We start from the raw sequence: 14,022 nt of genomic DNA, 5'->3' as shown, positions 1-14,022 counted from the left end.
ACAAAGAGGTAGCTTCTTGTTGTTTTATTGAAATTAATAAAGAGTAATATTTTCTTTTTCGATCTTTAAGGAATTTGTGAATTTTTCCATAAAAGAATCTTCTGTCACCACTTGTTGAGCCTGCAAATCTTCTACTATTTTTCTTCTTGCATTTTCAAATACTTTTAATTTTCCAGCTTCTAAGGAACCTTGAGAAAGTAAGTTAGGTAAAATTTGAGAAAGAACATCAGCATCCATTATAGCGGCATTCATACCATATGCGCCGGTTGGAGTCATAGTATGCGCGGCGTCTCCTATGATTGCTAATCCGTTTTTTACCCACGTATCACAGTGAGAGCTATAAACAGACAATAAAATGAAATCTTTCCATGAATGAAGGTTCTGCTCCATACTTTCTTTTAATTGAGGAAATGCCAGAATTAGCTGATCAAGAAAAGGCTGTACAGACTGCTTTCTTAAAGAAGTATAAGATCCTTTTTTTATGTTCCACCCGATTTGAACAAAGCCTTTTGCTTGAGAAAAAAGCGCTACCTGGTGCTGTTTCACAAGCGCAAATTTAATAGAAGGCTCCCAGTTGGCAGGTGCAGGAATTTTCGCCCAAAGCAAATCGTATCCATGATTATGAATATTGTTTTTTATGTGCGCAAGTTTGCGAACAGTTGAATATCGACCATCTGCTCCAATAATGATTTTACTTTCAACTATTATTTCACCCCGGCCTTTTTGCTGAGCTTTTATTCCAGTATATTGTCCTTTTTCATTTTGCGTTAGCTCCGTTACTTTTGTGCCCAGCATAAGTTTGTAGGAGGGATGGCTGCTTGCTCGGCTATCTATAGACTGAAGAAGATGCTGCTGTGGAACATGAATTCCTGCATGTCCAAGTTCAGATTCTATCGTTTTGAATACATGTCCATCTTTCCAGTATTCGACCCTAGACATTCGAAGGAGACCTAAGCTTTCAATTTCTTCAAATATATGATGTTTTTTAAGAATCATTTCTCCATCTTCATTTAAATGTTCGCCTCGAAATTCTTTTCCAAGCTTATCAGATCTCTCTATCAGTATAGTTGATATATTTTGTTTAGCCAGTAGATAGGCTAGTAGAGCACCGCCTGGTCCGGCTCCTATTATACACACATCTGTTTGATAGTTCATTTTCTTCACCTTGTTTGTTATATGCAATTAAGTTACTTTTAGTAAGTATATTAACTTTTATAAATGTTAATGTCAACTTTTTTATAGCTTTTCTTCTATGGAATTCGTTCTTTGGTCGAAACACAAATAAGGTTTTACATAAACAAAGTCAAAGATTAAGTTTTATGGTAAACTAAAATACACAAATTATTTTGAATAATTTGTATAAAAAGGTGAAATTTAAACATTGTTGAGAAAAAGCACGGTTGGAAAGCTGCAGGATTTTTAGCAAGAAGAGTAGAGAACGTCTCTGAAAATTCTAGCAAACTCCAATTTCGACTGGAGGATGATTATGACAAAAGTAGAACATTATATTCAAACATTGGGTAACAGTGCAGATTTGCTAACGAAAAAGCAGACAAGCATTTACTTCGAAAAACTTTCAAACACCTTTCCTTTTTTAACAATCATGCAAATTAATTGGAGAAAAGTATTAATTAAAAAGTCCGCCCGGCATATTGAAGAAATCAAAAAATGGCTTCAAGAGATGAATATAAAAGAACATCAGGTTGTTTTATTTTGGAAACGAGCAACTAAAGCCGTAAGCGTCGATTTAGCTCAGGCTCTAACGTTTTTCCAACAAACAGCTGATCTTACAGAAGAAGCGTTTATTTACTGTCCGTCTGTTGACTATGTCATTGAATATTTTAAAGACGGTAAAATGATGATTGGTTTAGCAGCACGTTAACTAAAAGGGAAAAAAGCTGAGGGAAGAGGGGGAATGAGAACTTCTTCACTCGGCTTTTTATGCATATAAACTCTAAAAAATACGAAACATAACGTTATTTACAACATAAATTACCTTCTCTTTATAATTAGTGGGAAAAGTATTGACATTTTCCATAAAACAAATATAATTAACATTAATCATATTGTTAATTGTAAAAAGAGTGATCAGGAGAAATGCTGAATGTCGAACAAAAAAGCAATGACGAATCAAATGAAAAAAGAATACCCTAAACCCTATGGCTATACGTCAGATATTGCTGTATTTACGATTGTGACGGAAGAAAAAGAACCATACAAACCACCTAAAATGAATTTAAAATTAATGCTTATCCAGCGAGCAATGCTAAACGCGGAGGGAGAAAAGAACAGCGAAGCAGGAAAGTGGGCGCTTCCCGGCGGATTTGTCCATCCTGATGAATCAGCTTTTGAAGCGGCTAAAAGAGAGCTCGAAGAAGAAACGGGCGTGAACGATATCCATTTAAAACACTATGGTGTCTATGATGAGCCCGGAAGAGACGATAGGGGATGGGTCATCACAAACGCACATTATGCAATTGTCCCAGAAGATAGTCTAATAAAACGAAAAGCGAATGATGATGCTGCTCGAGTTGAATTATTTAAAATAGATGAAATCTTTTCATTGCCTTTAGCTTTTGATCATGAAATCATCATTCGAGATGCAATCAAGGAAATTAAGAAAGATTTATTGCAAACGACTATTGCTCAGAAGTTTCTGCCTTCTCAGTTTACATACTCTGAACTGCAGGCTGTGCTGCTTACCGTAACGGATGATGCGGCAATTAAAAGTGATCAGGCGTTTGCACGAAAAATAAGAATGCTGCCATTCATTGAAGAAGTAGACGGAAAAACAACGACGAGAACGTCTAAAAAGCCAACAAAGCTCTACCGGTTTGTTGAGATGAATGTGATGAAGCCAATCTATACAGCACGCTATTAAAAGAAAAAACTTTCAATTCAAATAATTAACAATATGTTAACTGTTAATTTTTATTTATGAGGGGGAAACATAATGAAAAAAGCACTGATTAACATTGATTATACCAATGATTTTGTAGCTGAAAACGGGGCTTTGACATGCGGAGAACCAGGGCGACACATTGAAACATCTATAAGCGATATCACGCGTCAATTTATTGAGCAAGACGAGTATGTCGTGTTTGCCATTGATTTTCATAAAGAAAATGATTCCTTGCATCCAGAATCAGCGCTGTTTCCGCCTCATAATATTGAAGGTTCTGCAGGAAGGAAGCTATACGGAAAGTTAAATGATTTATATAATGTGTATCAATCAAAGGCAAATGTAGAATGGATAAATAAAACGAGATACAGCGCATTTGCTGGAACAGATCTGGAGATTAAACTGCGAGAAAGACAGATTACCGATGTCTACTTAGCAGGTGTATGTACGGATATCTGTGTACTTCATACAGCAGTAGATGCTTATAATAAAGGATTTGCTATTTATATTTATGAAAAAGCCGTAGCGAGCTTTAATCAAAAAGGCCATGAGTGGGCGCTCGAACACTTTAAATCTTGCCTCGGAGCAGAAATTATTTAAGGACATAAAAGTGGAGGAAATCAATGAATATGTTTACAGATGACAGCATAATGCTACACACCGATTTATATCAAATTAATATGGGAGAAACGTATTGGGAAGATAACATTCATCAAAAGAAGGCTGTTTTTGAAGTTTTTTTCCGCAAACTTCCTTTTGGAAATGGGTATGCTGTTTTTGCTGGATTAGAAAGAATTATTGAATATATTAAAGCATTTAAATTTAGCGAATCTGATTTAACGTACTTGCACGAAGAATTAGGTTTTAAAGAAGATTATTTAGCTTACTTAAAAGACCTTACATTTACTGGGACAATTCGATGTATGCGTGAAGGTGAGCTTGTGTTTCATAATGAACCAATTTTACGTGTAGAAGCACCATTAATTGAAGCTCAGCTTGTAGAAACAGCGATTTTAAATATTGTGAATTACCAAACGCTGATTGCAACAAAAGCAGCCCGAATCAAACATGTAGTAGGAGATCAAGTGGCAATGGAGTTTGGAACGCGACGCGCTCAAGAAATGGATGCTGCTATTTGGGGAACAAGAGCAGCCTATATTGGCGGATTTGGTGCTACTTCTAACGTGCGTGCAGGAAAGAAATTTGGAATTCCAGTTGCAGGAACGCATGCCCATGCAATGGTGCAAGCTTATAAAGATGAGTATATTGCATTTCATAAATACGCTCGTCGCCATAAAAACTGTGTGTTTCTAGTTGATACGTACGACACCTTAAAATCAGGAGTTCCCAATGCGATTAAAGTAGCAAAAGAATTAGGAGACAAAATTAATTTTACGGCGATTCGTTTAGACAGCGGCGATTTAACTTATTTGTCTAAAAAAGCTCGTCAAATGTTGGATGAAGCAGGGTTTACAGAGACAAAAATTGTTGCTTCCAACGATTTAGATGAAGATACGATTATGCATTTAAAGTCGCAAGGTGCACAGATAGATATGTGGGGAATTGGTACGAAGCTCATTACTGCATATGATCAGCCAGCGCTTGGAGCAGTGTATAAACTCGTCTCTATTGAAGGAGAAAATGGCGAGATGATGGATACGATTAAAATTAGTGCGAATCCTGAAAAAGTCAGTACACCAGGGTTAAAGCGGGTATATCGTATTATTAATAATTTGAATGGGAAATCTGAAGGGGATTATATTACGATGGAAGACGAAGACCCTCAAAGCGAAGAGCGTTTAAAAATGTTCCACCCTGTTCATACGTTTATCAGTAAATTCGTCACAAATTTTGAGGCAAAAGAACTTCATCATGATATCTTTGTAAACGGAAAGCTTGTGTATGAAACAGAAGAACTTCAAGAAATTCAGCAGTACGTAAAAGATAATTTAGAGCTGCTTTGGGATGAATATAAGCGCACGCGCAATCCAGAAGAATATCCAGTAGATTTAAGCGAAAAGTGTTGGGAAAATAAAACGCGTCAAATTGCGTACGTAAAACAAAAAGTAGCGGAAGCCCTAAATAAAAAATAGTAGGGAGCTGGAGACATGTCAGATACGCTTGCTTATTTTCAACAGCTAAACCCTGATAAGAAAATAGATACGCTTTTAGAAAAAGGAGCGAAAATTGGGATTTATGGTTCATCTTTTGATCCGGTTACCAACGTTCATCTTTGGACGGCATCAACGGTTGCGCATCGAAAGAAGTTAGATGCTATTATCTTCTTGCCTTCATCGCACAAACGGACAGACAAAAAGCTCCAAACGTCCGATGAACACCGTGTAAATATGGTTAGCTTAGCGATTAAAGACAACCCGAAATTTTTGCTCGATACGTATGAGCTAGACGTATTGCCCGGCTATCATTACACATACTACACTATGGAGCACTTTAAAAAATTGCTCCCACACGCTGACTTATTTTTTATTATGGGAGCCGACTTACTGCAAGATATTGGTGAGGGCAAGTGGAAGAAAGCAGATGAACTTATTAGTCAAAACCAGTTTATCATCATGGCAAGAGAGGGAATAGACATGTTGAAAGCTATTAGTCATTCTCCTTTGCTTCGAAATTATGACGACGGCCGGTTTCAGCTTCTTGATAAGGGGCTTGCAATGGAAATCAGCTCTACTTATATTCGTCAAGAATTTGCCAGGGGCGGAGAACCACGATATTTAATGCCTGATCTCTGTTATTTTTATAGTAAAAAACATGGATTGTATCAGTAAGAAATCTACATATAATGGAAGGAGAGCATGTATCATGTCAGACATGCAAGAAAAAATAAGAAAAGAGCTACATGTGAAATCTGAAATTGATCCAGCACAAGAAATTCGTGCCCGTGTTGATTTTTTGAAAAACTACCTAAAGTCAGCAAATGCAAAAGGCTTTGTATTAGGTATAAGCGGAGGGCAGGACTCTAGTTTAGCTGGACGATTAGCGCAGATTGCTGTAGACGAATTGCGAAAAGAAGAATATGAAGCAAAATTTGTAGCCGTTCGCTTGCCTCATGGCACGCAGCATGATGAAGCGGATGCGAAGGCGTCACTAGAATTTATTAAACCGAATGAAACATATACGTTTAATATTAAAAACACGGTAGAAGCATTTGAAAGTTCGTTTACAGGTGCGACAGATATAGCGCTGTCTGATTTTCATAAAGGAAATGTCAAAGCACGTACGCGTATGATTGTACAGTATGCAGTCGGAGGAGAAAACGGCCTTTTAGTTATCGGAACCGATCATGCAGCAGAAGCAGTAACAGGCTTTTTTACGAAATATGGAGATGGCGGAGCAGACGTGCTACCTCTAACGGGACTAACAAAACGTCAAGGAAAAGCATTGCTGAAAGAATTAGGTGCAGATAAACGATTGTATGAAAAAGTACCAACAGCTGACTTGTTAGATAATAGTCCTGGTCAATCTGATGAAACGGAACTAGGAATTTCTTATGATGAACTAGACGATTATCTGGAAGGAAAAGAAGTATCACAAGAAGCCGCTGAAAAAATTGAACAGCGCTATCGTATTACGGAACATAAGCGTCAGTTACCGGCTAGCATGTTTGATGAATGGTGGAAATGAGAGAAATGCCCATATTAGGGATATCTAATATGGGCATTATTTTGACTGATTTCTTTCATAAAACAAAAAAGAGGCGGAAAAAGTGCAATTTAACAAATTGTTTTCTCATACACACTTTGTTATTCTTACGCACTTTGGTATAATGAAGTGCTTTTAATATTATTGAGGAGGAACATTTTTTATGGCAGTTGAAGTAGGTAGCAAGGTACAAGGTAAAGTAACAGGTATTACTAATTTTGGAGCATTTGTAGAATTACCTGGAGGTCAAACTGGGCTTGTACATATTAGTGAGGTAGCTGACAGCTATGTAAAAGACATTAATGACCATCTTAAAGTTGGTCAAGAAATTGAAGTGAAAGTCGTTAATGAGAAAGACGGAAAAATTGGATTATCGATTAAAAAAGCAATAGATAAACCTGAAAGACCCTCATCTTCTTATTCACAACGCCCGCCACGTCAGGCAAGAAATAATGATAATCGTTCTAAAAGCAACTTCCAACCAAAGGAAAACTTCGAACAAAAAATGGCGCGTTTCTTAAAAGATAGTGAAGATAATTTATCAACACTAAAACGCAGCACTGAATCAAAACGAGGTGGCAGAGGCGGAAGACGCGGATAAATCCCTTCCACTTTAACTACTTTATTATATAGCTGAAGCAAGCCAGTAAAAATTGGCTTGCTTCTTTTTTGTAAGAGCTTAAGTACATGCGCTAGAAGAGTAAAGAGAAGGTTAGGTACTTACTTGGTTGTAAAGTAGATGCCAATAGTGACAAGAGATGAGAGAAGATCAAGGATGAGTAGGATGAAATTTAAATCTATCATAATCATGCCTCCCTTTGTGCGAGCGTTGACGTTAGTATCTGCAAGCTTTCTTTTTATTATTCGTAATTTTTGAAAATTTCATTTAATTAAGTGCAATATTTTATATTAAATTAAACTATGTTCTAAATAATAATTTATAAAATAAGAACGCTCCTAAGAAAAATTTTCTTAGAATAACAAAAAACCTTATAAGTAACCGAAGAGAAAGTAGGGATGAGTCCCTGATAAAAATAGCTAAATTAACAGAAATTCGTCAGTATTCTTGTATATTCATCTAATCTATTCATAATTTTAGGAATAAAAAAGTGATAGAAAGAAGAGAAACAGACAAAATTCTTCATTTTTTGAGCATTAGTGCTTAATTTGCACGAATATATAAAATGATTCCATAGACTCAAGGATTTTATATTAATATATAGAACTTCCATACTATTCTAGTTTTTAGCTCACTAGCTAAGTAAAAGATGCGTATGTTCTAGGGAAGAAGGCATACATAGTAGCACGAAGTATAGAGAGAAATGGAGAGGGAAAAACAATGAAAAAAGTATCAATTCGGTCTGTATTAAGTACAGTAGCATTTTCGGTTGCTTTATCTTCTTTTGCAATGGGAGCATCTGCGAACGGAAATTCAAAGCCGGCGCTGGAACCGTCACTAGTTAAAATTCAAGGAGACTATAACTTAAAATCGGCTAAAAAAGTAAAAGTTATTGTGGAGTTAAATGAAGAGTCTGTAGCGGAAGCCAAGAAAAAAGGAGTAGCGCAAAGTAAAGGAAAGATTAAAAAAGCGCGTGACGAAGTGAAAAAAGAACTTTCAAAAGCTTCTAAAACTTCAAAAGTAAAGCGAGAATACGACCAAGTGTTTTCCGGGTTTTCAGCGGAACTTCCGGCTAATGACCTTGAAAAAGTAGCAAGTTTACCTGGAGTAAAAGCTATTTATCCAAGCGTTGAATATCATACAACAGAAGTAAAATCGAAAGAAGTGAGCGCCGAAGAATACGGTTCTGAAATGGATAAAAGCATTTACTACGTGGGAGCAGATCAAGCGTGGAAATCAGGATATACAGGTAAAAATATGACCGTAGCCGTTATCGATACAGGCGTTGATTACGACCACCCGGATTTAAAGTCAGCGTTTGAGAAATATAAAGGATGGGATTTTGTCGACGATGACAAAGACCCTCAAGAAACGCCGGCTGGAGATCCAAAAGGCGAAGCGACAACGCACGGTACGCACGTAGCGGGAACAATTGCAGCGGACGGAAAAATTAAAGGGATAGCTCCTGATGCTCATTTACTTGCGTATCGTGTATTAGGTCCAGGAGGAACGGGTTCAACAGAAGACGTGATTGCCGGTATTGAACGTGCGGTAGAAGACGGGGCGGATGTAATGAACCTGTCGCTTGGAGATACGATTAATAATCCGGACTTGGCAACGAGTATTGCATTAGATTGGGCAATGGAAGAAGGAGTAGTAGCCGTTACATCAAATGGAAACAGTGGACCAGCTAACTGGACAGTAGGCTCTCCGGGAACGTCTCGTGAAGCTATTTCAGTTGGTGCGACTCAGCTTCCTTACAATTTGTATAAAACGACATTAACCGTAGATAACGCAAGCTATGCTTCAGCTGAAGTAATGGGCTTTCCAAACGACAAGGCGTTACTGGATGCAAGCGGTAAAAATTATGAATTTGTACCTGTCGGACTTGGAAAACCAGAAGATTTTGAAGGAAAGGATGTAAAAGGAAAAGTAGCGGTTATTTCCCGCGGTGACATTGCATTTGTAGATAAAGTTGACAATGCGAAAAAAGCTGGCGCTGTTGCAACAGTCATTTACAATAACGTAGAAGGAACAATTCCTGATATTCCAGGTACATCTCTGCCGGGTATTCGCCTATCGAAAGCCGATGGACAAGCTTTGATATCTTCTTTAGCAAAAGGATCCGTCACAGGCTCTTTTACTGCAACCTTTAATCAGACAGTCGATGAAACAATGGCTGACTTTTCATCTCGCGGACCGGTTGTGGATACGTGGATGATTAAGCCGGACATTTCGGCACCGGGAGTCGATATTATCAGTACAGTGCCAACCAATGATCCAAGCAATCCTCATGGATATGGATCAAAACAAGGAACAAGCATGGCCGCACCGCACGTAGCAGGAGCAGCAGCGTTAATTTTACAGGCGCATCCCAATTATAAAGTAGAAGACGTAAAAGCATCTTTAATGAACACAACGGAACTGCTTCGTGACCGCAACGGGCTCATTTACCCTCATAATACGCAGGGTGCAGGAAGCATGCGCGTAGTAGATGCAATTAAAGCAAAAACGCTTATTACCCCAGGAAGTCACTCGTACGGCGTCTTTTATAAAGATAAAGGGAAACAAGTAGAAAAACAAAGCTTTAAGATTAAAAATCTATCAAATCACAGTCAAAAATACTCGGTCAAAGTGAAATTTAAGAAAAGCCATCAAGCAATTGATGTTAAATCAACAAACGATTTAGTTGTTAATGCAGGAAAAACGCAAAAAGTAAATCTCAATGTAAAAGTAGATGCAGGGAAATTATCTCCTGGCTATTACGAAGGCACAATTACGGTAAGTAACAATAAAGAAACGTACGATGTTCCAACGATCTTATTTGTAAAAGAGCCGGATTATCCTCGCGTTACTTCTGCGTATGTAGATGTACTAGGAAATGGCTCGTTTGAATACGGCAGTTATTTACCAGGAGGAGCAGAGAAGCTTAGCTATTACATTTACGATGCAACGCTAGAAAAAGGGGAATTGTTAAGTTCGTATACGAATGTAGGAAAAGGATTCTCTAGCGCAACGTGGGACGGAAAAATTAATGGTGAAGCTCTTCCAGCGGGAACGTATTATTTATACGCAGAAGCAGTAAAAGCAGGTCAGACGACCGGTTCTTTAGGAGAATTTGAAATTCAATAAATAAAAAAGAGTGTCAGTTACACTGACACTCTTTTTTTATTGAGCCGTATATCCTCCATCGATCACAGCAGCTTGGCCGGTGACGCCTTTTGCTAAATCACTTGCTAAAAACATTGCGTAGTCTGCAATTTCATCAACTGCCAGCAAGCGTTTTTGAGGAACAAGAGGATAAATAACTTCTTCTAGTACTTTTTCAAGCGCTACATTTCGCGTACGTGCTAAATCTTTTAATTGATTTTGAACAAGCGGTGTATCAACATAACCAGGGCAAATCGCATTTACCGTAATGCCGTGCTCCGCACCTTCAAGAGCAGCCACTTTCGTTAAGCCAATCACGCCGTGCTTAGCACTGTTGTATGCCGCTTTTCCTGAGAAACCAATCAATCCGTTAATGGAAGACATGTTCAAAATGCGGCCGAATTTTTGCTTTTTCATAATAGGAAACGCATGCTTAGTCGCAACAAAAGGTGCAACAAGCATAATTTTCGTTAAAAGTTCAAATTTTTCAGTAGGAAATTCTTCGAGCGGGGAAACAAATTGCATGCCAGCATTGTTAATTAATACATCAAGGCGGCCATATGTTTCAACCGTTTGAGCAATCATTTGTTCAATGTCACTTTCATTTGTCACATCTGCTTTAATACCTAATGCTTCGTAGCCTTTTGTCTTCAATTTGTCTGCTGCTTTCTTAACTCCGTCTTCATTCAAGTCAGTTAAGACAACAGTCGCTCCGTCTTCAGCAAAGCGCTCACCAATTTGATAACCAATACCTTGAGCTGCACCTGTAATTAACACAATTTTGTTTTCAACCATCGTTTTTTCCCCCTTATATGTAGATGATATAAAATCGCTTACTTTTCCATTTTATCAAAAATTATCTTAATTTAGCGAGTATTTTAACTGTACTTTACGCGAAAAGAATGGGTGTGGGAAGGGGTGTTTACTACCTTTACTTCCACATTGCTGACAGAAGCGAACGGCGAGGGACCTTTTTTAATTTCTTCAATAAATTTTTGGATATTACTTTCTTCACCTTCAGCATCAATTTCTACTTTTTGATCGTCTCGATTTCGTACCCATCCGTTAATGGAGCATTCCATTGCTTTTAGCTGCGTGTAGTGACGGAACCCAACCCCTTGAACGCGTCCGTCTACAATCATATGCACATGTTTTTTCACTGTTCTCACCTCACAGGCAATTTTCCCTTTTTTATAAAAAAGAAAACAACTATAATCTTACTTTTCACTGTATAATAGAAAAAGACATTGTAAGACTTTAACAGTTTTAATGTAGATTAAATAAGAAAGAAGGGTTATGAATGCAAGCAGCAGCACGAACGCAGCAAGCGCAGCCGGCGACGATTTACCGTATTTTATTTGCTATTAGTTTAGGACATTTTCTAAATGATTGTATGCAGTCTGTTATACCGGCACTTTTTCCAGTCCTTGAAAAATCGATGAATTTAAACTACACGCAAATCGGCTGGATTGCCTTTGCTTTAAACATGACGTCATCGATCATGCAGCCGGTGTTCGGCGTATTTGCCGATAAGCGTCCCTCACCGTTTTTATTGCCAATTGCAATGTGTTTAAGCATGATTGGTATGGTTGGACTCGCTTTAGCGCCAAATTTTTATTTTGTGATTATATCTGTTTTATTTGTAGGATTCGGATCCGCTATTTTTCACCCGGAAGGTTCTCGCGTAGCGTATATGGCAGCAGGAGGAAAGCGGGGGCTGGCACAGTCTATTTATCAAGTTGGCGGGAATACTGGACAGTCGATGGCTCCGCTGTTTACGGCATTTATCTTTATCGGACTTGGTCAGTTTGGAACAATTTGGTTTACGTTAATTGCAGGTATCGGCGTAGTGGTTTTATACAGCGTCTCGAAATGGTATAAATCAGAGTTAGCTACTCGTCAACGCTTGAAGAAAAAGCAGTCAGATGCTTCATTTACGATGAACAAGCAAATTATTTTTGCGATTGGACTTTTAATTTTTCTCGTTTTTGCACGTTCATGGTACGGAGCCGGCATCCTTAATTTCTTTCAGTTTTATATTATTGAAAAATTTAATTTGCCTATCAAAAGCGCTCAGCTTTACGTTTTTTTATTTATGATTGCAGGGGTGTTTGGAACATTCTTTGGAGGTCCGCTTGCCGATCGTTTCGGAAAACGAAATATTTTATTGTTTTCTATGTTAGGGTCAGTACCGTTTACTTTATTACTCCCTCACGTTTCTCTCGGAGTCGCAGCGCCTCTTTTAATACTAATCGGCTTTATTCTCCAGTCAAGTTTCAGCGTCACGGTCGTCTATGCTCAAGAGCTGATGCCGGGGAAAATTGGCTTGGTTTCCGGCTTAATTGTAGGTCTTGCTTTTGGGATGGGAGCTTTAGGAGCTGTTGTATTCGGTAAATTAGCCGATGTCTTCAGCCTTCAGTTTATTATGCTGTTTTGCAGCTATTTACCAATCCTAGGGCTGTTAACATGGCTGTTGCCGAGCGATAAGCGTGTGAAAGAAATACACGAAGCAAAATAAGAAAAAGAAAAAGCAAACGCGCCTTAGCATTTGCTTTTTTTATGAGCGTGAAGCAAATTTCAAGACGAATTCATATTTTTCTCCTACAATAGATACAATAGAAATTGAAAATCGAAAGGAAGAATCAGCTATGATTAAGCTAAGCGTATTGGATCAGTCTCCAGTTTCAAGCGGATCAACACCAAAAGAAGCGTTAAAACGTACGGTGGAACTGGCAAAATTAACGGAAAAGTTGGGCTACCACCGCTTTTGGGTAGCGGAACATCATAATACGAACGGTCTTGCAGGCTCATCTCCAACTCTTTTAATGACGCACTTAGCTTCTCAAACGAGCCGAATCCGAATTGGATCTGGAGGAGTCCTTCTTCCTCAATACAGTCCGTATAAAGTAGCAGAAGATGCTCAGCTGCTTGAAAATCTGTTTCCGAATCGAATTGATTTAGGTCTTGGACGCTCACCGGGAGGAGATGCGCTGACGCGGCTAGCGCTTACAGATGGAGTACGTAAAAGCCTCAATGAATTTCCGCGGCAAATTCAGGCGTTAAAAGGGCATCTTGAGCATAATTTGCCGTCTGACCATCCGTATTACGGGGTGACAGCTTATCCGTTAAGTGAAACAAAACCTGAACTGTGGCATCTTGGTATCAATAAAAGAGGAGCAAGATCAGCTGCTGAGCTGGGCATCTCTTTTACGTTTGGACACTTTATTTATTCAGTTGGTGGACAAGAAGCCATTCGTCATTATAAAGAAGAATTTGTCCCTTCTTCCTATCAATCAAAGCCTAACACCAACGTATGTGTATTTGTTGTATGTGCAGAAACAAAAGAAGAAGCCGAGGAGCACGCCAAAACGCTGGATGATTGGCTGTTGAAAGTAGCCAAAGGCGAAGACACAACAATTTCATCGATAGAAGAAGTGCGTAATCGTTCTTATTCAGAAGAAGAGCTCAAAAAAATAAGCACCAATCGTCCTCGTATGATCGTAGGGAATCCAGCTGAAGTAAAACAAGGATTAACGCAGCTGCAGCAAAAATACGATAACGACGAATTTTTAATTATTACAAATATCCATGATTATGAAGCAAAAAAGAAGTCTTATGAACTGCTTGCAGAGCTATTTCCTCAACCCTCATTTTTTTAAGAAAAAGATGGGGTTTTTTTATGGGATTA

The 14,022-nt window shown here is 38.3% G+C and carries 13 protein-coding genes; 10 read left to right on the top strand and 3 right to left on the bottom strand.

Going from position 1 to position 14,022, the window contains the following annotated elements; genetic code table 11:
- Positions 1-33: 33 nt before the first annotated feature.
- The gene (locus tag AC1VNJ_RS25045) at positions 34-1,155 is read right to left on the bottom strand and encodes an FAD-dependent monooxygenase (RefSeq protein ID WP_482641514.1); all 1,122 of its coding nucleotides are present in this window, start codon (positions 1,153-1,155) and stop codon (positions 34-36) included.
- A gap of 331 nt (positions 1,156-1,486) precedes the next feature.
- Here AC1VNJ_RS25045 and AC1VNJ_RS25040 point away from each other — a divergent pair, with 331 nt between their 5' ends.
- The 8 genes from AC1VNJ_RS25040 (at position 1,487) to AC1VNJ_RS25005 (ending at position 10,316) form a co-directional block, all read left to right on the top strand.
- Entirely contained in the window at positions 1,487-1,882 is a 396-nt protein-coding gene (locus AC1VNJ_RS25040; RefSeq protein WP_014460246.1) for a CDI toxin immunity protein, read from the top strand.
- A gap of 222 nt (positions 1,883-2,104) precedes the next feature.
- Complete coding sequence (locus tag AC1VNJ_RS25035; RefSeq protein WP_028413475.1) at positions 2,105-2,881, top strand: NUDIX domain-containing protein; 777 nt, start codon at positions 2,105-2,107, stop codon at positions 2,879-2,881.
- Positions 2,882-2,953: 72 nt separating this feature from the next.
- Positions 2,954-3,502, top strand: a complete 549-nt coding sequence (locus AC1VNJ_RS25030) for a cysteine hydrolase family protein (RefSeq protein ID WP_033578885.1) — start codon at positions 2,954-2,956, stop codon at positions 3,500-3,502.
- A 23-nt stretch (positions 3,503-3,525) separates the two neighbouring features.
- Positions 3,526-4,995, top strand: coding sequence for a nicotinate phosphoribosyltransferase (locus tag AC1VNJ_RS25025; protein WP_482641513.1), 1,470 nt, complete (start codon positions 3,526-3,528; stop codon positions 4,993-4,995).
- Between the two features lie 15 nt (positions 4,996-5,010).
- The gene (gene nadD / locus AC1VNJ_RS25020; protein WP_049164380.1) at positions 5,011-5,691 is read left to right on the top strand and encodes a nicotinate (nicotinamide) nucleotide adenylyltransferase; all 681 of its coding nucleotides are present in this window, start codon (positions 5,011-5,013) and stop codon (positions 5,689-5,691) included.
- Positions 5,692-5,725: 34 nt separating this feature from the next.
- Positions 5,726-6,547 carry an ammonia-dependent NAD(+) synthetase gene (nadE, locus tag AC1VNJ_RS25015; RefSeq protein ID WP_482641512.1) on the top strand — a complete coding sequence of 274 codons (822 nt, stop codon included), beginning with the start codon at positions 5,726-5,728 and terminating at the stop codon, positions 6,545-6,547.
- Between the two features lie 181 nt (positions 6,548-6,728).
- Positions 6,729-7,166, top strand: a complete 438-nt coding sequence (locus AC1VNJ_RS25010; protein ID WP_013056909.1) for a S1 domain-containing RNA-binding protein — start codon at positions 6,729-6,731, stop codon at positions 7,164-7,166.
- 738 nt (positions 7,167-7,904) lie between these two features.
- Positions 7,905-10,316, top strand: a complete 2,412-nt coding sequence (locus AC1VNJ_RS25005) for a S8 family serine peptidase (RefSeq protein WP_482641511.1) — start codon at positions 7,905-7,907, stop codon at positions 10,314-10,316.
- A 36-nt stretch (positions 10,317-10,352) separates the two neighbouring features.
- Here AC1VNJ_RS25005 and AC1VNJ_RS25000 read toward each other — a convergent pair whose 3' ends face one another.
- Together AC1VNJ_RS25000 and AC1VNJ_RS24995 are read right to left on the bottom strand one after the other, a co-directional pair.
- Entirely contained in the window at positions 10,353-11,129 is a 777-nt protein-coding gene (locus AC1VNJ_RS25000) for a 3-hydroxybutyrate dehydrogenase (protein ID WP_013056911.1), read from the bottom strand.
- An 83-nt stretch (positions 11,130-11,212) separates the two neighbouring features.
- Positions 11,213-11,494: an acylphosphatase gene (locus tag AC1VNJ_RS24995; RefSeq protein ID WP_013083031.1), complete on the bottom strand. Its 282-nt coding sequence runs from the start codon at positions 11,492-11,494 to the stop codon at positions 11,213-11,215.
- 140 nt (positions 11,495-11,634) lie between these two features.
- Between AC1VNJ_RS24995 and AC1VNJ_RS24990 the strand changes: the two genes are divergently transcribed.
- Both AC1VNJ_RS24990 and AC1VNJ_RS24985 read left to right on the top strand, forming a co-directional pair.
- On the top strand, positions 11,635-12,852 hold the full coding sequence (locus AC1VNJ_RS24990) for an MFS transporter (protein ID WP_028413468.1): 1,218 nt from the start codon (positions 11,635-11,637) through the stop codon (positions 12,850-12,852).
- A 130-nt stretch (positions 12,853-12,982) separates the two neighbouring features.
- Entirely contained in the window at positions 12,983-13,993 is a 1,011-nt protein-coding gene (locus AC1VNJ_RS24985) for an LLM class flavin-dependent oxidoreductase (RefSeq protein ID WP_482641510.1), read from the top strand.
- Positions 13,994-14,022: the final 29 nt, after the last annotated feature.

It is taken from the genome of Priestia sp. 3CA3, from assembly GCF_056836725.1.
The sequence above is the reverse complement of the archived record's forward strand: the minus strand, read 5'-3'. Positions and strand labels throughout refer to the sequence as shown.

Coding starts and splice junctions, on each gene's coding strand:
- AC1VNJ_RS25025 (WP_482641513.1), top strand. CDS start 3,526: ATGAATATGTTTACAGATGACAGCATAATGCTACACACCGATTTATAT.
- AC1VNJ_RS25040 (WP_014460246.1), top strand. CDS start 1,487: ATGACAAAAGTAGAACATTATATTCAAACATTGGGTAACAGTGCAGAT.
- AC1VNJ_RS25045 (WP_482641514.1), bottom strand. CDS start 1,155: ATGAACTATCAAACAGATGTGTGTATAATAGGAGCCGGACCAGGCGGT.
- AC1VNJ_RS25010 (WP_013056909.1), top strand. CDS start 6,729: ATGGCAGTTGAAGTAGGTAGCAAGGTACAAGGTAAAGTAACAGGTATT.
- AC1VNJ_RS25035 (WP_028413475.1), top strand. CDS start 2,105: ATGTCGAACAAAAAAGCAATGACGAATCAAATGAAAAAAGAATACCCT.
- AC1VNJ_RS25030 (WP_033578885.1), top strand. CDS start 2,954: ATGAAAAAAGCACTGATTAACATTGATTATACCAATGATTTTGTAGCT.
- AC1VNJ_RS24990 (WP_028413468.1), top strand. CDS start 11,635: ATGCAAGCAGCAGCACGAACGCAGCAAGCGCAGCCGGCGACGATTTAC.
- AC1VNJ_RS25000 (WP_013056911.1), bottom strand. CDS start 11,129: ATGGTTGAAAACAAAATTGTGTTAATTACAGGTGCAGCTCAAGGTATT.
- AC1VNJ_RS24985 (WP_482641510.1), top strand. CDS start 12,983: ATGATTAAGCTAAGCGTATTGGATCAGTCTCCAGTTTCAAGCGGATCA.
- nadD (WP_049164380.1), top strand. CDS start 5,011: ATGTCAGATACGCTTGCTTATTTTCAACAGCTAAACCCTGATAAGAAA.
- nadE (WP_482641512.1), top strand. CDS start 5,726: ATGTCAGACATGCAAGAAAAAATAAGAAAAGAGCTACATGTGAAATCT.
- AC1VNJ_RS25005 (WP_482641511.1), top strand. CDS start 7,905: ATGAAAAAAGTATCAATTCGGTCTGTATTAAGTACAGTAGCATTTTCG.